The organism is Pseudomonas sp. DWP3-1-3b3 (assembly GCF_049896305.1).
GTDB lineage: Bacteria > Pseudomonadota > Gammaproteobacteria > Pseudomonadales > Pseudomonadaceae > Aquipseudomonas > Aquipseudomonas azotoformans_A.
Window position 1 is genome coordinate 518031 of sequence record NZ_JAFCUA010000004.1, and the last position, 18621, is coordinate 536651.

18 protein-coding genes and 1 pseudogene are annotated in these 18621 nt (G+C 62.0%); 5 read left to right on the forward strand and 14 right to left on the reverse strand.

All coding sequences use genetic code 11. The annotated features are described in order from the left end of the window. The first annotated feature begins 41 nt into the window (after positions 1-41). On the forward strand, positions 42-1241 hold the full coding sequence (locus tag ACP7BX_RS15820) for a TPM domain-containing protein (RefSeq protein WP_426160862.1): 1200 nt from the start codon (positions 42-44) through the stop codon (positions 1239-1241). A gap of 5 nt (positions 1242-1246) precedes the next feature. Here ACP7BX_RS15820 and ACP7BX_RS15825 read toward each other — a convergent pair whose 3' ends face one another. Beyond that, complete coding sequence (locus ACP7BX_RS15825) at positions 1247-1924, reverse strand: class I SAM-dependent methyltransferase (RefSeq protein ID WP_426160863.1); 678 nt, start codon at positions 1922-1924, stop codon at positions 1247-1249. Between the two features lie 107 nt (positions 1925-2031). Between ACP7BX_RS15825 and ACP7BX_RS15830 the strand changes: the two genes are divergently transcribed. Beyond that, entirely contained in the window at positions 2032-2565 is a 534-nt protein-coding gene (locus ACP7BX_RS15830) for a GNAT family N-acetyltransferase (protein ID WP_426160864.1), read from the forward strand. Here ACP7BX_RS15830 and ACP7BX_RS15835 read toward each other — a convergent pair. The 3 genes from ACP7BX_RS15835 to ACP7BX_RS15845 all read right to left on the reverse strand — a co-directional run bounded on the left by ACP7BX_RS15835 (position 2552) and on the right by ACP7BX_RS15845 (position 5238). Continuing rightward, positions 2552-2977, reverse strand: coding sequence for a GNAT family N-acetyltransferase (locus ACP7BX_RS15835; RefSeq protein WP_426160865.1), 426 nt, complete (start codon positions 2975-2977; stop codon positions 2552-2554). The two genes, ACP7BX_RS15830 and ACP7BX_RS15835, sit on opposite strands and share 14 nt — an antisense overlap. 2 nt (positions 2978-2979) lie before the next feature. Then, on the reverse strand, positions 2980-3471 hold the full coding sequence (locus tag ACP7BX_RS15840) for a GNAT family N-acetyltransferase (protein ID WP_426160866.1): 492 nt from the start codon (positions 3469-3471) through the stop codon (positions 2980-2982). A 351-nt stretch (positions 3472-3822) separates the two neighbouring features. Next, a complete protein-coding gene (locus ACP7BX_RS15845; protein WP_426160867.1) occupies positions 3823-5238 on the reverse strand; it encodes a purine-cytosine permease family protein in 1416 nt (471 codons plus the stop codon). A gap of 219 nt (positions 5239-5457) precedes the next feature. Between ACP7BX_RS15845 and ACP7BX_RS15850 the strand changes: the two genes are divergently transcribed. Beyond that, the gene (locus ACP7BX_RS15850; protein WP_033896676.1) at positions 5458-6369 is read left to right on the forward strand and encodes a LysR substrate-binding domain-containing protein; all 912 of its coding nucleotides are present in this window, start codon (positions 5458-5460) and stop codon (positions 6367-6369) included. Between the two features lie 55 nt (positions 6370-6424). On the opposite strand, the gene argE is transcribed toward ACP7BX_RS15850, so the two are convergent. The 5 genes from argE to ACP7BX_RS15875 form a co-directional block, all read right to left on the reverse strand. After that, complete coding sequence (gene argE, locus ACP7BX_RS15855) at positions 6425-7570, reverse strand: acetylornithine deacetylase (protein ID WP_426160868.1); 1146 nt, start codon at positions 7568-7570, stop codon at positions 6425-6427. Next, positions 7567-8244, reverse strand: coding sequence for a DUF1028 domain-containing protein (locus ACP7BX_RS15860; RefSeq protein ID WP_426160869.1), 678 nt, complete (start codon positions 8242-8244; stop codon positions 7567-7569). The genes argE and ACP7BX_RS15860 overlap by 4 nt, the downstream gene beginning before the upstream one ends. 10 nt (positions 8245-8254) lie before the next feature. Further along, positions 8255-8665 carry a RidA family protein gene (locus ACP7BX_RS15865; RefSeq protein ID WP_016969085.1) on the reverse strand — a complete coding sequence of 137 codons (411 nt, stop codon included), beginning with the start codon at positions 8663-8665 and terminating at the stop codon, positions 8255-8257. Positions 8666-8690: 25 nt separating this feature from the next. Further along, complete coding sequence (locus tag ACP7BX_RS15870; RefSeq protein ID WP_426160870.1) at positions 8691-10022, reverse strand: flavin-containing monooxygenase; 1332 nt, start codon at positions 10020-10022, stop codon at positions 8691-8693. 84 nt (positions 10023-10106) lie between these two features. Next, positions 10107-10709, reverse strand: coding sequence for a LuxR C-terminal-related transcriptional regulator (locus ACP7BX_RS15875; protein WP_038851568.1), 603 nt, complete (start codon positions 10707-10709; stop codon positions 10107-10109). 116 nt (positions 10710-10825) lie between these two features. Between ACP7BX_RS15875 and ACP7BX_RS15880 the strand changes: the two are divergent. Continuing rightward, a pseudogene (locus ACP7BX_RS15880) lies at positions 10826-12439 on the forward strand (ATP-binding response regulator). On the opposite strand, the gene ACP7BX_RS15885 reads toward ACP7BX_RS15880, so the two are convergent. The 4 genes from ACP7BX_RS15885 to ACP7BX_RS15900 form a co-directional block, all read right to left on the reverse strand. Beyond that, positions 12429-12764, reverse strand: a complete 336-nt coding sequence (locus ACP7BX_RS15885; protein ID WP_033896666.1) for a hypothetical protein — start codon at positions 12762-12764, stop codon at positions 12429-12431. The pseudogene ACP7BX_RS15880 and the gene ACP7BX_RS15885 overlap by 11 nt on opposite strands. 201 nt (positions 12765-12965) lie before the next feature. Further along, positions 12966-14327, reverse strand: coding sequence for a CitMHS family transporter (locus ACP7BX_RS15890; protein ID WP_033896663.1), 1362 nt, complete (start codon positions 14325-14327; stop codon positions 12966-12968). Positions 14328-14406: 79 nt separating this feature from the next. After that, entirely contained in the window at positions 14407-15111 is a 705-nt protein-coding gene (locus tag ACP7BX_RS15895) for an S-adenosylmethionine--2-demethylmenaquinone methyltransferase (RefSeq protein WP_033896662.1), read from the reverse strand. A 9-nt stretch (positions 15112-15120) separates the two neighbouring features. After that, positions 15121-15987, reverse strand: coding sequence for a DUF1932 domain-containing protein (locus tag ACP7BX_RS15900; protein WP_426160875.1), 867 nt, complete (start codon positions 15985-15987; stop codon positions 15121-15123). Positions 15988-16181: 194 nt separating this feature from the next. Here ACP7BX_RS15900 and ACP7BX_RS15905 point away from each other — a divergent pair, with 194 nt between their 5' ends. After that, complete coding sequence (locus ACP7BX_RS15905) at positions 16182-18092, forward strand: sigma 54-interacting transcriptional regulator (protein ID WP_426160876.1); 1911 nt, start codon at positions 16182-16184, stop codon at positions 18090-18092. On the opposite strand, the gene ACP7BX_RS15910 is transcribed toward ACP7BX_RS15905, so the two are convergent. After that, entirely contained in the window at positions 18086-18574 is a 489-nt protein-coding gene (locus tag ACP7BX_RS15910; RefSeq protein ID WP_426160877.1) for an HIT family protein, read from the reverse strand. The genes ACP7BX_RS15905 and ACP7BX_RS15910 overlap by 7 nt on opposite strands. Positions 18575-18621 lie beyond the last annotated feature (47 nt).

The following is an 18621-nucleotide window of genomic DNA, read 5'->3' on the forward strand; positions in this document are numbered from 1 at the left end:
GTAAAGTCGCCGCCTTCAGGAAGAAACTTCAGGTAACAAACATGATGGCGATTCTGCGGCAGTCCGTCTTGAACCTGGTGGCGCTGGTGGTCTTGGGCCTGGTGGGCACCGCCCAGGCCGATATTTCACCGATTGGCGTCGCCCTCGACCAGCGGGTGATTGACCTCACCAACACCCTGGATGCCTCGACCACCACCCGTCTGAAAACCCAATTGGCCGACCTTGAGCAGCGCAAAGGCTCGCAAGTGGCTGTGTTGTTGGTGCCGACCACCGGCGGCGTGAGCATCGAGGACTACGCCAACCAACTGTTCCGCGCCTGGAAGCTGGGACGCAAGGACGTCAACGACGGCATTCTGCTGGTGGTGGCCAAGGAGGACCGCAAGGTGCGCATTGAGGTGGGCTATGGCCTGGAAGGCACGGTCACCGATTTGCTCGCGCACCGCATCATCGAGGAACACATCACCCCGGCCTTCCGCCAGGGTGATTTCGTCGGTGGTGTCTCCCAGGGCGTGAATGACCTGGTGGTGCTGGTGGACGGCGATGATTTGCCTGCAGCCGCAGGCACAAGGGTCAATCCGCAGTTCATCGCCATAGCGCTGGCGTTTGTCATCGGCGCCATTGGCGGCGTACTCATCAGTGCGGGCAAACTGCGGTGGCGCCGCGCGTTGATTGCCGCGGTGGTTGCCACGTTGCTGCTCGTGATCGTGGGTGAAGGCCGAGATTGGGCGATGTTTCTGCTGGTGATGCCACTGATCATGCTGATCGGCGGCGCGACCTTCGGCGCATTGTGGATGGCGCGTTCGGTGTTTTACGGCGTGATCGGGCTGCTGGCCTACATCCTGGGCTTGGTGGTGGTTGATCAGCGCTATGCCGACGTCAACTTCATCCACTGGCTGGTCTTTCCACTGGGCGCGCTGGTGGTGCTGGGGCTGTACCTGGTGCTGCTGGTGATCATGAAGGATGCCTGGAAGCAGAGCCGCGTGGGTTTTATCGCGCGGCTACTGGCGGCGGTGGGGGTGTATGTGGCGGCGGGGGTGTTACTGGAACTCGGCCGTGATGGCTGGCTGTTCGCGTTCCCGATTGCCTCGTTTGCGGCGCTGTTCATCTTTGGCAAGACCAGCGGCGGCTCGGGGTCTTCGGGCGGTGGATCGAGTTCGAGCTCCAGCAGCTCCAGTTCCAGCAGCAGCTCATCCGGCGGCGGTGGCTCCAGTGGAGGCGGCGGGGCGTCCGGCAGTTGGTGAAGCCGCTAGCGCGGCTTGTAGCCCAGCCAGCCTTTGAAACTGAAGCCGGCGTAGAACAACTCCACGCCGTCAAAGCCGGCTTCTCTCATCAAGGCTTCATCCGTCTCGGGTGACAGCACCGGCAACTTCTCGCTGATTGCCGCAATCGCGCGCTCGGCATCCGCCGCCGGCACGCCCGAGTCCACCGCGAATGCTGCGTAGCGCTTCAACCACCGGACTTTATCCTCCGGCCCTTGCGGGAAACTGTGATGGGCCACCACCAGCGGCGCGCCCGGCAGCAGGCGTTGCCACAACGCCTTGAGGGTTTGCAGGCGCTGCTCGGCCGGGATGAAATGTAAGGTCAGCAAGCACGTGGCGCCGTCGAAAGGCCCCAACGGCGCCGTGTCGATATAGCCTTCATGCAACTCGGTGCGGTCCATCAACGGGCCCAAGGTTGCCTCGGCCAGCTTCAGCATCTCGGCTGAAGGGTCCACCCCCACAAACCGCCAGCCCGGTTCTGCGTCCGCAAAACGCTTCAACTCCAGGCCGCCGCCGGCGCCCAACACCAGCACATTGCCAGCGGCTGGCACGCTTTCGCGCAGCAGCAGGGTGGTCATGCGTTGCAGGCCATCAAAGCCCGGCACCAGGCGCACGGGGCCTTCGGCGTAACGGGCGACGGCATCCGGGTCGGAAAAAAAGCTCATGCTGGGCTCCTGCAAATTGGGCGGGGATAAACCCTACTGCGGCAAACCCGCAGAGGCAACATTCATGGTAAAACGTCGCTCCTCACCCCTCAGAGTATGGACGCTCGATGTCTGCCATTCTTCTTCGCGACGCCACCCTCGACGACGCCCTGTGCCTGGGCGTGCTGGGCATGCAAGTGTTCCTCGACACCTACGCGACCCAAGGCATTCGCGGCTCGATTGCCACTGAAGTGCTTGAAGCGTTTGCGCCGCAGGTCATGGCCCGGTTGATCGCCGATCCTGGTATCTCGCTGCTGGTGGCCGAGTCCAACCAGCACCTGGTCGGCTTTGCCCAGGTCAAGCTCAACGCCTGTCACCCGATGATCGAAGCGCCTGACGTCGCTGAACTGCAACGCCTGTACATCCAGGAACGGTTCACCGGCCTGGGCATCGGCTATCAGTTGCTGCAAGCGGCAGAGCAATGCGCGACGCTGGGTGGTGCTTCGCTGTTATGGGCGACGGTGTGGGACGGTAACGAGCGCGCCCTGGGGTTTTACCCTCGGCGCGGGTATGGGCTGCTGGGCTCGCCGGTGTATGCCTTCCAAGGGGAGAGCCATGGGAATCGGTTGTTTGGCAAAGCCCTGGGCGTCACAGCGATTTAGACAGAAACACCCGGCTGCTGCCCTCAGGCTCGCACGGTAGCTCGCCAAAACGTACCCAGCCATGCTTCTCGTAAAACCCCGGCGCCTGGAAACTCAGGGTGTACAGCACCGCGTTGCGACAGCCCCGGCGCCGCGCCTCATCTTCGAATGTTTGCAGTAACTGGCTGCCCAGTCCCGTGCCACGCAGCGAGTCGGGCAAGTGGAACAGGTCGAGAAAGGCCATGCCCAATGTAGTCTTGCCGGTGATGCCGCCGAGGATGTGCTGGGTTTCGGGATCCTTGATCAAAACCGTCAGCAGACGCCGATCGTTATAGCCGGTGATGGCTTCATTGAACGCCGCCAAGCCGCCGCCGAGGATACGCTCGGCGTCGGGGTTGGGTTGGTCGCTGATTTCAATATGCGCTGCGTTCATCTCTAGAGCGCCATGACCATTTCATGCCACGCCATGCCACCGTGCTCCGACGGCGAGGGTTGCACATACTGATAGCCCATGCGCTCATACAGCGGCACGTGTTGCTCCTTGCACATCAGATGAATCGTCTGCTTGCCCATGCGGCTCATGCGCTGCACAAACTCAGTCATCAACATTTTCGAATAGCCCTTGCCCTGATGCGCCGGGTCGACCACCACCGACATGATCACCACATTGGGCGCGTCGGCCGAGTGGCCCACCAACTCCTTGAACGCCTCGTCCGACATCACCACTTCGTGGGCGCAGCCACAATTGATGAAACCCACCACTTCACCCGCGGCTTCCAGGATCAGAAAGCCTTGCGGATACTGGGCAATACGCGTGGCGATCTTCTCCAGGGTCGCGGCTTCGTCGCCTTCGTAGGCGCTGATCTCGATGTCAAAGCAGCGGGCGGCGTCGGCGGGTAGGGCGTTGCGGAAGGTGAGGGCGGGCATGGGCGTTTCCTGAGGCGTTGAGCGAGAGGCCACATGATAGACAAACATCGACCCCAGCAATACAAATCCCCTGTGGCGATGCGGTTGTTGTGGCGAGCGTGCTTTCTGTGGCGAGCGGGCTTGCCCCGCGTTGGGCTGCGCAGCAGCCCCAAAATCAGCAATGGAGAAATGCCTGAAGCACTGCATTCATTCTTAATGGGGCCGCTGCGTAGCCCAGCGCGGGGCAAGCCCGCTCACCACAGGAAGCCTACTCATAGCCACCCCATCAGCCACAAAAAGAGCGTCCGATTGGCCGTCCAAAAACCAGAAAACCCGCCAAAGCGGGTTTCCTCACAACTCAAAGCAGATGTCTCAAACCCCACCCACCAACTTCCCCCCGTCCATCCGACGCTTATACGCACTGTCCCGACTCGCCAGCCAGAAATACAACGGCGACGTGACCACCAACCCCACCACCCAGGACAAATCCGCCCCGTTGATGTGTTCCGAAATCGGACCTACGTACAGCGGCGTATTCATGAACGGAATCTGCACCACAATGCCGACCGCATACGCCAGCAGGGCTTGCGGGTTGTAGCGCCCATAGATCCCGCCATCCACGCGGAAGATCGAGGCAATGTCGTACTTGCCCTTATGGATCGCATAGAAGTCGATCAGGTTGATCGCCGTCCACGGCACCAGCACCACCAGCAGCACCAGCACCATGTCGACGAAGTGACCGATGAAGTCCTTCGAGGCGAACACGGCCGCAATCGCGCAGGCGGCCAATACCAGGATCGAAATCAGCGCACGGCTTCTGGCCGTTGGAATCCAGCGGTAGGCAAAGGTCTGCACCAGGGTGATGATCGACAGCACGGCGCCATACAGGTTGAGTGCGTTATGGCTGATCACGCTGAGCAGGAACAGCACCAGCATCAACGGCCCGATAGCGCCGGTGGCGAGTTTGACCGCGTCCATGGTGTCCATGCCCACCGGCGTCGCCAGCACGGCGACCGCGCCGAAGATGAAGGACAGGCTGGAACCCAGGGCTGAGCCGAGGTAGGTGGTCCAAAAAGTGGAGGCTACCGGTACGTCGGCGGGCAGGTAGCGCGAGTAGTCCGACACGTAGGGGGCAAATGCGATTTGCCACAGGGCCGCCAGGGACACGGTCGCCAGCACACCTGCGATGTTGAAGCTGCCGCGTGTCAGGAAGTCCGTGGTCTGTACGTGGGTGAAGATGTAGCCGAAGCCCAGCACGATACCGGCGCCGAGCACCCAGGTGCCGATACGGTTGAGCACATGGATGAAGCGGTAGCCGATGATGCCGATAATCCCGGAGCCGATGGCGCCGATCACAATGCCCACCGGCACGGGCACCGCGTCGACCACGCCGTGCAGGGATTTACCCGCGAGCACGATGTTGGAGGCGAAGAAACCGATGTACATCACGCCGGCGATCACCACCACCAGCAAGGCGCCGAGGGAGCCGAACTGGGCGCGGCTCTGGATCATTTGCGGGATGCCCATTTGCGGGCCCTGGGCCGAGTGCAGCGCCATCAGCACGCCGCCGACCAGGTGGCCGATGAGGATGGCGACGATGCCCCACACTAAGTTGAGGTGAAACAGTTGCACCCCCAGCGCACCTGTGACGATCGGCAGCGGCGCGATATTGCCGCCGAACCACAGGGTGAACAGGTCTCTTACCTTTCCGTGGCGATCTTCCGGGGGCACGTATCCAATCGTGTGTTTTTCGATAAGCGGGGCGGAGGATGTTGCAGTGGTGACCATGACGAACTCCAAGGCAAGGTGAGTACGTTGACGTACTTCGCTGTGCGCCACGTGCGCGGCTCTTTGTTGTTGGAGTGATGATCTGCAATGGGCGCAGGGAGGTAAATTAGTAAGTTTGTTGCTATAGACCTTAAAAAATATAGCTCGCAGCCTTGCTGCGCTCCGGTATGTTGCCTACACCTGTTTTGCGGGCGAAGTCCCACGTTTCTGGAGGTCCCGATGGCTGCGTACAACCTGCGCCAACTCAGATATTTCGTCACCACGGCCGAATGCGGCAGCGTCGCCGAGGCCTCGCGCAAGCTGTATATCGCGCAGCCGTCGGTGTCCACGGCGATCAAGCAGCTGGAAGACAGCTTTGGCGTGCAGCTGTTTATCCGTCATCACGCCCAGGGTGTGTCACTGACGCCCAGCGGGGCACGCTTCTATCGCAAGGCCCTGGAGCTGCTGCGCGTGGCCCATGAATTCGAGCAGAATGCCCTGGCGGACAATGACGTGGTGGCGGGGCAGATCGATATCGGCTGCTTTGAAACCGTGGCGCCGTTGTACCTGCCGCGTCTGATCGCGGGCTTCAAGGCGCGTTGGCCGGGGGTGGAGATCCGCATTCGTGATGGCGAGCAGCAAGAGCTGGTGCAGGCGCTGACGGCGGGCAGCATTGACGTGGCGATGCTGTTCGAGCACGACCTGGGCGCGACCATCGAGACCACGCCGTTGATGCCGCCGCAGCAGCCTTATGCGCTGTTGCCGGCCGATCATCGTTTTGCGCAGCAGGCCAAGGTGTCGCTGGCGGACCTGGTGCTGGAACCGATGATCTTGCTGGACGTGCTGCCGAGCCGCACCTATTTCGTAAGCATCTTCGAAGAGCGTGGGTTGACGCCGAACATCGTGTTCAGCTCGCCGTCGATCGAGATGGTGAGGGGGATGGTGGGGCGGGGGTTCGGGTTTTCGATCCTGGTGACCAAGCCGTTCACCGAGTACACCTATGACGGGCAGAAGGTGGTGTGCGTGCCGTTGGCGGAGACGGTGACCGGCTCAGGCTTGTCAGCGGTATGGTTGCGCCGCGCGCCGTTGACCAAGCCGGTGCAGCTCTTTGTCGACTACTGCCGCGAGGAACTTGCCCGACTCTTGGGTTGAGGACAAGGCCAAAAATGTGGGAGCGGTTTGCTCCCACATTTGATTGGTGTTTGGCTCAAGCGCGAATAGAATCCAGCATCCGCCCCAGCATCGCATCACACTCCAGCAGTTGTTCCACCTTCACAAACTCATCCGGCTTATGCCCCTGATCCATACTCCCCGGCCCGCACACCACCGTGGGAATACCCACCGCATCAAACAACCCACCTTCAGTGCCAAACGCCACCGTGCCGAACTCCCGTGAACCGGAAAACGCCGCGATCAACTCTGCCGCCTGGCTGCGCTCATCGGTGACCAAACCTGGGTAGGCCGACAGCTCGGTAAAGCGAATCGCACTCTGTGCACTCACCGCCTGCATGCGCGGCAACACCTGCTGCTCGGCGTAGGCCTTCAGTTCATCCGCGACCTTGGCCGGGTCCTGCGACGGCAACGCACGCACCTCAAAATCAAACCGACAATCCGCCGGTACGATATTCAGGGCCTTGCCACCGCTGATCACGCCGGTTTGCACCGTGCTGAACGGCGGATCAAACCGCGCATCCTGGGTCTCCCGCAGACGCTGGCCGATCCTTCCCAACTCGCCAATCAGCTCGGCAGCCTGCTCAATCGCATTCACCCCATACGGTGCGTAGGCCGAATGGCACGCCTCGCCGTGCACATCGCAGCGCATGGCCAACTTGCCCTTGTGGCCGAGCACCGGCTTGAGTTCGGTCGGTTCGCCGATGATGCACAGCATCGGTTTCACTGGCCGTTCTTCAAGCACCTTGAGCAACGAACGCACGCCCAGGCAACCGACTTCCTCGTCATAGGACAGGGCGATATGTACCGGCATCCGCAAGGGTGCCTCGACCAACGCCGGTACCAGTGCCAACACGCAGGCGATGTAGCCCTTCATGTCCGCGGTGCCGCGGCCGAACAGCTTGCCGTCGCGTTCGGTCAGCTCGAACGGCGGCACGGTCCAGGGCTGGCCGTCCACCGGCACCACATCGGTGTGCCCCGACAGCACGATCCCCGGCAACTCAACCGGGCCAACGCTGGCAAAGAGGTTGGCCTTGCTGCGTTCTTCGTTGTAGACCAATTGGCTGGATACCCCGAAACCGGCCAGGTAATCGCGTACAAACTCGATCAGGTGCAGGTTGGATTCGCGGCTGGTGGTATCGAACCCCACCAGCGTCTGCAGCAGTTCGCGGCTGGCGCTCATCGGTCGTCTCCGGCCACGCCGTAGCCGGGGGAGCGGTCCGGGGCGAGGGCGCGGTCGATGTAGTCCTGCACTTGCGGGCGATAGGCATCCCAGAGCTTTTGCAGTTCAAGGATCGGCTGTTGGTCAGCCCAATCCACGCGCAGGTTGATGATCGGCCAGGTCAGTTCGCCCACCACCACCAGCGCGGCGGAGTGCACCGGGCCGGCTTCGCCACCGGCGGCAATGGCAGCGTGCATCGCCGCCAGCAGGCGATCGGCCAACTGGCCTTCGCCTTGCTCAAAGGCCGTGACCATCGCTTCGATCACTGCGCGGTCGGCGAGCATGTTGCCCGCCGCCACACACTGTTCGCCCGACACGGCGTTATGGGTGCCGAGGGTTTCGCTGCCGCTGAAATGCACGCTGCGGCCCAGGTGATCAATCGCCGTCAGTTGGCGGTACTGGCTGTAGCCGTTGCGCGTCAGGGCCTTGTCGATCGCGTCGGCAGGGGCGAGGCCTTGTTCCAGCAGGTCCAACACGTCCGGGCCCAGGGCCGGGAGTGTGATGTTCTGGGTCGACACCGCGCCCACACCGGGCCGCAGCCATGGGCAACGGGCACCCACGGCAATGCTCGATGAGCTGATGGCAATGCCCAGCTGGCCGGTTTCGGCGCAACGGCCGACGATTGAAAAGGTCATGTGCGGCTCCTTATTCGGGAATAACGGCGATCACATCGATTTCCATCAACCACTGTGGCTGACCGAGGGCCGACACCACCAGCCCGGTCGAAATCGGGAACACGCCCTTTAGCCATTTGCCGACTTCCTGGTACACCGGTTCGCGGTAGCGCGGGTCGATCAGGTAGGTGGTGGTCTTGACGATGTGCGACAGGTCGGAACCCGCTTCTTCCAGCAGTTGCTTGACGTTTTTCATGGCTTGCTCAGCCTGGGCGCGCGGGTCGCCAAGGCCGATCAGGTTACCTTCGAAATCGGTGCCCACCTGGCCGCGCACATACACGGTGTTGCCGGCGCGCACGGCCTGGCACAGGTCGTTGTCCAGGCTCTGGTTAGGGTAGGTTTCCTTGGTGTTGAACATGCGGATGCGAGTGTGAGTAGGCATCAGAAAAACTCCGGCAATAAAGGGATCAGGCGCTGACAGGGGACGGACGAACCACCGGGGCGGCTTCGCGGTATTCAAGGTATTGACGCTGGATCGCGATGTGGTCGGCCACATACTTGGCGTCGTGCCAAACGCCCCAGATAAACGACGAACCCCGGCGCGATTGCCACGGCAAGCCGAGGAAGTAGATCCCCGCTTCACTGGACACGCCACGCTGGTGCTGGGGTTTGCCGGCTTCGTCGAAGGCGGCGACCTTCAACCAGCTGTAGTCCACGGCAAACCCGGTGGCCCAGATGATCGAGGTGACGCCGGCCTGGGCCAGGTCCAGTTCCAGGATCGGATTTTTGATGCAGTCCGCATCGGGGAATACACGACGGGCCTCGGGTTCCAGCGGCAGGTCAACGCCGTTGCGCTCGATATAGGCGTCGGCGGCATCCAACAGGGCCAGGTAGTTTTCATCGCCGCGTGCCAGGTTTTCCACCAGGTTCGGCTGGAAGCGGGCGACACTGCCATCGAATGCTTGTGTGAGGCCGACCAGGGTCATGCCTTGCTGGGCCAGCTCACGGAAGTCGATGGTCTTGCCGCCGTGTGCACCGCTGACTGCGATGGTCACGTGTTCGCGGCCGGGTTTCATGGCCGCCTGGTCCCACTCGCCCAGCACCCCCAGCCACCAGCAGAAGTCGCGGTTGCGATAGGCGCGGGGCGGGCGGTCATGGGCGCCGACCGAGAGGTACACCCGGCGCCCGGCGCGCTGCAATTCATCAGCGATCTGCACGCCGGAGGAACCCGCGCCCACCACCAACACGGCGCCGGCCGGCAGTTGTGTGGGGTTGCGATAGTCAGCGGAATGGATCTGGTGCAACGCAGTGTCTTTCGGCGCGATGGCCGGAATCACCGGTTTCTGGAACGGCCCGGTAGCGGCGACCACACGGTTGGCCTCGATCACCCCTTCGCTGGTGTGCACGGTGAAGCCAGGGCGACCGACATTACGCACCACGGACAGCACCTCCACGCCGGTACGGATCGGCGCGTTGAACTTGCGGGCATAGGCCTCAAAGTAATCCGCCACACGCTCTTTCGGCGCAAACCCATCCGCAGCGACCGTGTCGAACTCCAACCCCGGAAAGCGGTCATGCCAGGCCGGCCCATTGGCCACCAGCGAATCCCAACGCCCGGTACGCCAGCGCTCGGCAATACGGCTGCGCTCCAGCACCAGGTGGGGCACACCTTGCTTGCTCAAATGCTCGCTCATGGCCACGCCAGCTTGGCCGGCGCCCACCACCAGCGTGTCTGTTTTTGTTATTGCTTCAGTCATGTCTCTGTCCTTGCGTAATGCAGTTGGATTCAGCGTTTGCATGACTTCAAGGCTAGGGGGAGGGGGGTTATAAATAAAATATTATTAAGCTGGGAAGTGAGCATAAATATCGGATGCAGAGCTCATCTAGAACTCCCCGGAATACTTCACCGCCGCCGCCGCCCGCGACGGTACATCCAGCGTGCGCAGCAGCGACGACACATGGATACGCACAGTAAACGGCGAGATATCCAGGGCCTTGGCGATTTCCTTGTTGGTCTTGCCCTGGGCGATCAGGCGCAGCACGTCCTGCTGGCGGGCGGTGAGGGTGTGGGTGTCCAGCGGCAGCAGGCCGGAGGGGGCGAACTTGACCAGTACTTCGCCTTCGCGGATGGCCAGCAACGCCTGGCCGATCTCGTCGGGGGCGATGTTCTTGCCGATGAAGCCGTCTGCGCCCAATGCCATCACTTGATCGATCAACGCCGGGTCATCCACCATCGACACCACGATCAACGTGGTGCGCCGCAGTTGCTGGCGCAGGTCGACCAATTGACTCATGCAGGTCAGGCCAGGGAAGCGCAGGTCGAGGATCAGGGTGTCGACCTCGCCGCCTTCGCGGATCAGCGCGAGTACCCCGTCGAGGTCGCCGGCTTCCTGCACCACGGCGTCCGGCAGCAAGCGCTGCACCGTGCGCAGCATGGCTTCGCGAAACATCGGATGGTCGTCGGCGATGATGATGCGACCGGTCATGTGGGTGCTCCTTCCTGGGGCAAGGCTGTGCGGTTGCATGCTACCTTACCACCGCGTCCGAGGCCTGCCTGTGACGCAAGTTGGATTTGTTGATTGCCGCACAAGGACGTAACCCCATGAGTCTTGAGACCAACTCCGAACTCGACCAGGCCAACCTGCGTATCGTGGTGGCCAGTATTGCGATCGTCTACATCGGCGCCTTGGGCTTCCTGCCCGGACAGTCGGTGGACACTTACCTGCCGGTGATCCTGTATATCTTCCTGTTCCTGCTGGCCTCCATTGTGTTGCGCCAAGTCATCGCCCGATGGCCAGGACACTACCCGGCGCGGCGGATTTTCGGGATGCTTCACGACTACACCGGCACCTCGTTTGGCATGGTAGTCGGTGGCGAGGCAGCACTGCCGTTGTATGCGGTGATGGTGTGGGTCAACCTCGGCAACGGCATGCGCTACGGCTCGCGATACCTGGCGATTGCCACGGCGTTGGCGTTGCTGGCGCTGTTGATCGTGTACCGCCTCACGCCGGTGTGGCAGGCGCAACCGTTCATGGTGTTGATGCTGATGATCACCAGCACAGTGATCCCCGTATACGCGCATATCCTGCTGGAGCGCACGCGCAAGGCGTCCGAGCAAGCCATCGCCGCCAATCTTGAAAAATCCCGTTTCCTCGCCCAGGCCAGCCACGACCTGCGCCAGCCGATCCACTCCATCGGCCTGTTCACCGCGTGCCTGCGCTAAGCGCGCCTGGGTGATGAAGAGCGGCGGCTGGTGGACAACATCGACCGGTCGCTGCTGAACGTGTCGCAACTGTTCCGCTCGATTCTCGACCTCTACACCCTCGATAACGGCCGTCTGCTGCCCAAATACCAGGCGGTGCACCTGGGCGAATTCCTTGCCGACCTGGTGCGGCAGAACGCCGAGGCCGCGCGGTGGGCCGGTGTGGAGTTGCGCCTGCGGCCGTGTGCGCATTGGGTGCTGGTTGACCCGGCGCTGCTGGCGACCATGGTGCAGAACGTGCTGTCCAACTGCTTTAAATATGGCGCGCAGCGTCCGGTGCTGATCGGCGTGCGCATCCGCGACGGCGGCTTGGCGGTGGAGATTCATGACCGGGGGCGAGGGATTGCCGAGGAGCATCTGTCAAAGGTCTTCGAGGAGTTTTATCGGGTACGCCACCTGCGTGACAAAGACGTCGAAGGCGTGGGCCTCGGGCTGTCCATCGTCAAGCGTCTGGGGCAGTTGATGGGCGTGCACGTGAGCCTGCGCTCACGGGTGGGCCGTGGTACTTCCGTGAGCCTGTATGGCCTCACCCTGGCCACCGCGCCGCGTGCAACAGCACCGCGCGATGACACGCGCCAGGCCGGGTTGCTCACCGGTTTGAAGGTGTGCCTGGTCGAAGATGACCACAACGTGCTGCTCGCCACCCAGGCGCTACTGGAGCGCTGGGGGTGCGAGGTGCAGGCGGAGTCATCGGGGCGTGATCTGGTCAGTGACTGCGACATCATCGTCGCCGACTACGACCTGGGTAACCACGCCACCGGCATCGAATGCATCGACGCCCTGCGCGAACAACGTGGCTGGGCGGTCCCGGCGCTGATCCTCACCGGGCACGATGTGGAAAAAATCCAGGCCGCGTTGCACGACCGTCAGATCGCCATTCTCTCCAAGCCTGTGCGCCCCGCGGAACTGCGCGGTGTTCTGCGGGAACTGAGTCAGGAGGCGGTTACTGGGTAAAGCCCTGAAGTGGGTTGCCGCGTGCACCTTTGGGCTGGCAGTAGGCGGCAGGTTTCATCATGCCGAAGCTGGCCACGGCAAACATGCCGCCGCTGGCACCACTGGGCACCGAGCAGTTGTACTCCCCGGATGCCGCGCTGGCGACGTAGTAGGTGGTCATCGAGTCGCTGCGCACGTTGGAGATACGCTTGACCGGTTCGCCCAGGTTGGTTTCCGACAGCGTCTTGAGATGGTCTTCAGTAGGCTTGATGTTGCTGCAGCCGGCCACGCCAATGATCAAGGCGCCCAGCAGGGTGAGACGGGTAACGGAGGATTGCAGTTTCATGGTGCTTCTTCCTTGGGGTTGTTATGGTTTTTCCAGCGCATAACGCGCCCACGCGCAAGGGATGCACGGTGCCGGGAGAGCGTTGGAAGTGCCGGGGAATATAGCGCCGCGAGGGAGAAGGGTCGATTAGCACAAGTGTGCTAATGGCACGATGAGGTCATTGTAGTGAGCGGGACAAGCCCGCTCACTACAGGATTGGGTTTAGCCCACCGGCAACTCCCCCGTCACAATCGCCGTGATCAAAAAGATGAAAAACATCGGGATCGACCACTTGAAGAATTCCTTCTGGTACTCCCCGAACGTCATCTCCGTACGGTTCATCAGCAGGAACAACCACGCCACCGTGGGGCTGGCATACCGCAGTGCCTGACCCATGAACGATGCCACGCCGATCTCGGTCGGGCTGATACCGAACTTGTAGGCAATGGGCGCCACCACCGGCAGGATGCCGAAGTAGTAGGCGTCCACCGGCAAGGCGTAGCAGGCGAGGGCGCCGAGGAAGGCGAAGATCAAGGCGGTGTGGCTGCCCATGGAGTCCGGGATCAGGCTGGCCATGTGTTCGGCCACGGCGCCGGCCATGCCGCTGCCGTTGAAGATGCCCAGGAAACACCCAGCAGCCAGGATGATCGAGGCCACGGCCACGGCGTCGCCACCGTTGGCGGTGATGCGTTCGCGTTGTTCCACGGCGCTGTAGTTGACGGTCAGCGCAATCGCGGTCCCCAGCATGAACACCACGGCACCGCTGGCCCAACCGGCAATGAGGATAACCAGCATGCCCAGGGTCAGCGCCAGGTTGAACAGGAACAGACGCGGGCGCTTGAGTGCTTTGTCGTGGTCCTTGATCACATTGACCATCTGCAGGATTTGCTCGGGCGTCACGATGCCTTTTTCACCCTTCACGAAGCCCAGGCGCTTGCGCTCCTTGATGCCCATCAGGTAGGCCATGAAAAACACGTAGAGGAACGACACGCCGAGGATCGGCAGGATCGCCACGAACAACGTATTGACCTCCACGTTCAGCACCGCCGCCGCGCGTGCCAGTGGACCGCCCCATGGCAAGCAGTTGCCAAGGCCGCACGGCAGGATGATCAGCATCGCCAGGTTCGACAGCTTCATGCCCATCTGTTTGTACAGCGGCAGGAACGCGGTGGTGATGATCAAGATGGTGGTGGTGCCGTCGCCGTCCAGGGTGACCACGGCCGAGGTGAAAGCGGTGACCAGGATAATTTTCAGCGGATCGCCGTTGGCCTTGCGAATCAGGAAGGTGCACAGCGGATCGAACAGCCCGACGTTCATCATCAGGCTGAAATACAGCACGGCAAACAGGATCATCACCGTGGGGTTGACCGTGCCGAGGGAGACCTTGCCGGCCTCGTTCTGCGAGTAGAACAGGCCCTCGCGCACCCAGGTCATGATGGTGCCCATCGGCACGCCGTTGAACAGGCACACCAGCACCCCAACGGCCAGCGATACCACGATCAGGCCGGTGAACGGCGAGAGTTTTTGCTTGATGACCAGCAACAGAAACGAAGTGATCAACACATAGCCCAGAACTGTCAGCATCTGAACGTCTCCACAATATTATTTTTATAGTGAGCGCAGCGGGTTGGGGTGCCAGGCACCCCGGATGCAGCCTTGGGCGTTACTGGCCTTCCAGCAGTTGGGTGACCCACGCCGGGGCCAGTGGGGGAAGAGGCAGGCCGCTGTCTCGGCAGCGAGTGTATTCGTCGATCACCTCGCGGCGCTGGTTTTCATACGCACTTTTTTTCTCGGAGGCCTCCAGCACTTCCAATAGCCGCGCGCGGGGCACCACGGTGACGCCGTCGTAATCGCCAAACACCAGGTCGCCCGGCGCAACTTCCACACCGGCACAGGTCACGCTGGCGTTGATCTTGCCGGGGCCTTGCTTGCCGGGGCTGCGTTGCATGAAGCCCTTGGCGTAGATCGGGATGTCCAGTTGTGCCAACGGCACCTTGTCGCGCACGCAGCCGTCGATGACCATGCCGGCCAAACCCACGGCCTGGGCGGCGCCGGCCATCAGGTCGCCGATGTAGGCGCGGCCGGGGTAGGCTTTGCCGGCCACCACCAGCACGTAGCCCGGCTGGCCCTGGTACACGGCCACGTGGATCGGGAAGTTGTCGCCGTCTTCGGTGTCGACGGTGTAGGCGGTGCCGAGCATCACCTTGCGTTCATCCAGCGGCATAAGGTCGGCGTCCATACAGCCGTTGCGCGGGATGCCGAGGCTTTGCATGCCGTCGCACAGTTGTGCGGGGCTGAGTTGGCGGAAGCGCTCCAGCAAATCGTTCGGGATCAAATCGGGCAGGGGAAAGTACTGTTCAGTGTTCATGGCTGGTTCTCAGGCGTGGGCAGTCAGGTGGGCGATGGCGGTGCGAAAATCCATGTCGCTGCCATCGGGGCCGAGCAGGCTGGCCCAGTCGGTGGCGGCCAATTTATCCAGCTGGCCTTGGGTTGCACGGGTCATGGTGGCGTCCACGCCAGCGGCTTCGAGGGTGGTGACCGCATCGTCCATTTCCGCGCTACGACGCTTGGCGTGGATCAGCGTACGGGCGGTGAAGGTATTGGCCAGTTGCTCGACGGTCTTGCCGTTCAACGAGTCGCCGAGGGACGCGACCAGCGTGTCCAGCACGCCGAATTTCTCGCCGGCCTGGAAGGCTTCCAGCAGCAATTGCGGCAGGCCTTTCATGACCACGCTCTTGAGCATTTTGATGGCGGAGGCGGCGCCGGCTTCAGCTTCCAGCACGGTCAATTGCATGCCGCGTGGCGTGAAGGCTTCGGCAAACGCAGCAGCACCGCTGCCGGCCAGCAGCATCGGCACGCGGTGGTTATTGCCGGGGACGGTGCCCATCACGGCGCTGTCGCAAAAGCCTACGCCGGCAGGGCGCGGCAGCTGGTTGATAGCCTGTTTGACGGTGGGCGCGGCGGAGTTCATATCGACGTAGGTTTGCCCTGCCACCAACAGCGGCAGGACGTTGCGCGCGATGCCCAATGCGCTGCTGGCGCTGGTCAGGCACACCACGAAGCGCGCGTCACGGCAGGCGTTTTCCAGGGAGTCGAAGAGGGTGACGTGCTGCTGGTCGGCGCGTTGCTGCAGGGCGGGGCTGACGTTGGCGTCGAACGCACCTATCTGTAGATCGTCCGTGGTGCGCAGGCCGGCGCAGAGGTGGTAGGCGGCTTCGCCAAACCCGATGAAGACGATATCCATGCAGTGTTTCCTTCATTGTCTTTGTTATTGATGAAGGAAGAGCAAGGGCTGTGCCATGGCTTTAATTGTCATTAAAAACAATAAGTTGAGATTAAGCGTGCGGCCTTGAGAGGGCTTGGTTGATTTCAGGGTCTTTCAAATAAATGCAGTCTGAAATAACCTGCAATCCTCGTCCGCGCTAATCGAGCTACGCCATGCAAGGCACCATCGCCGTCATTTCCCCCTCCAGTACCTTGACCGCCGTGATGCGCGGCATTCTCGGCCAGCGCGGGTTGTCGCTGGGGGTGGTCGAAGCGGCGCAGCACGACGCGGTACTCAAGGCCCGCGAGCTGATCGCAAGCGGCGTCAGCGTGATCATCAGCCGTGGGCGTACCGCCAGCGTGTTGCGCGAACAGTTGCGGGTGCCCATCGTTGAGGTCAAGCACACGTTTTTCGACTGCATCAACGCTTACCAGCGGGCGCAGCAGGTCTCGGCCAGGATCGCCTTTCTGGCAACGTCCGAGGGCTACGCGACCATCCTGGAAAAAGCCCGGCCTTTCATGCCTGAGGTCGCGATCTGCCGGATCGATCCGCTGGGCAGCCATCAAACTACAGAAGCGCAGCTGGACCGTTTGCTCGCTGAGGGCATTGAAGTGGCGATTGGCGGGCTTTCATTGCGTCAGGCGGTGATTGCGCGCGGCATGCACTACATCATGTCCGAAGCCGATGCGGATGCCGCCGATGAGGCCATCGACGAAGCCCTCCATCTCTTGCAGGTCGAGGAAGAACGGCGGCTCAAACGCGTCGAGCTGCAAAGCCGCTACGAGATGATCCAGTCGATCCTCAACTGCGTGTCCGAAGGCATCTTCAGTGTCGACAGCCAGCGCACGGTCACCAATATGAACAGCGTGGCCACCGCGTACCTGGGCAGCCTGGCAATCGGCGACAGCATCGACGGCCTGCTGACCCAGGACTACTTCAGCCAGGTGCTCAACCATGGGCGCCCGGTGCGGGGTGCGCTGATCACCTTGGGAAGGCTGTCACTGACCCTGAGCATCGCACCGATCACCTTGGACAACCAGGTGATCGGCGCCGTCGCCACTTTGCAAAACCAGACCGAAATCACCGCCATTGAGCGCAAGATGCGTCGCCAGTTGGTCCGCCAGCACCTGGCCGAAAAAAATTTCGACGACATCATCGGCAGCAGCCCGGCGCTGGCCAAGGCCAAGCGCCTGGCCCTGACCTACGCGGCGGTGGACAGCACAGTGATGATCGAAGGCGAAACCGGCACCGGCAAAGAGTTGTTCGCCCAGAGCATCCACAACGCTTCGCGCCGCAAACACGGCCCGTTCGTGGCGATCAACTGCGCGGCGTTCGCCCCCGGCGTGCTGGAGAGTGAACTGTTCGGCTACGTCAAAGGTGCTTTCACCGGCGCGCTCAACGAAGGCAAGGCAGGCGTGTTCGAACTGGCACACACCGGCACGCTCTTCCTCGATGAAATCAACGAAACCTCCACCGACATCCAGGTCAAGCTGCTGCGTGCGCTGCAGGAGCGCAAAGTGGTGCGTATCGGTGACGACAAGGTCACGCCGGTGGATATCCGCATCATCACCGCCAGCAACAAAAGCCTGCCGAAATTGATGGTCCAAGGGCTGTTTCGCGAGGACTTTTTTTACCGTATCTGCGTGCTCAAATTGCACCTGCCGGCGCTGCGTGAACGTCGCGCCGACATCCCCGAACTGGTGCGCCACCAGTTGCGCAGCCTGCCGATGGACACCGGCGAGCCGTCGCAAGCACTGCTGACGCGCCTGAGTGGTTACCCCTGGCCGGGCAATATCCGGCAACTGGGCAATATCGTCGAACGGCTGGCGGTGATGAGCCAGGGGCGGCCGTTTGCACAGCCGTGGCTGGAGGACGTGCTGGAGGATCTTTCGGCGGACGTGCCGGTTGCGCAGGACGCGCCCATCAGGAGCGAAAAGGCGCTGCTGCACGAAGTGCTCACCAGCGTGCGCGGCAACCGCGAAGAAGCGGCCAAACGCTTGCAGATCAGCACCACCACCTTGTGGCGGCGAATGAAGAAATACCTGGATGAGGACCCTGGGTGTTTTGACAGTGCGCGCTACTGACCCGTGAAGGCTGCGCGCAACCGCTCAATCACTTGATGCACCGTGTCTCCCTGGATGTGCGGTGGCGTGAGGCTTTCGCCAAACTCACGCCATACAAACAACGTCAACTCAGCCCCATCGGTCGATGGTTGCGCCAGTCCCTGTGCGCCAAAACCTTGCAGCACCCGATAACGCTCGTCCCGCCAAAACGCTTCCTCCACCCAGTCGTACACCGGGATGAAATGAAAATGCAGCGGGAACCCCGGAATGTGCCCGTAACGGCTGATGTACAGCCATTTCGGTTTCAGCTGCGCTTCCATCACCCGCTGAGTCTTCGCCAGCAACCCACCTAATTCGGCGAGCGCCGCTTCCGGCATGTCGGCCAGGGCGTGGATCGGCGCTTTGGCGCCCAGCATCAGGTAGCCGGGCAACGCCGAAGCCAGGTGGTGGTTGAGCAGCCAGTGTTCGGTTTCGTGAAGGATGTACGCGGGGTCGATGTGCATAAGCGAATCCAGGGGAGCATTGCGAGCAGGATACCTGTATCCCAAAA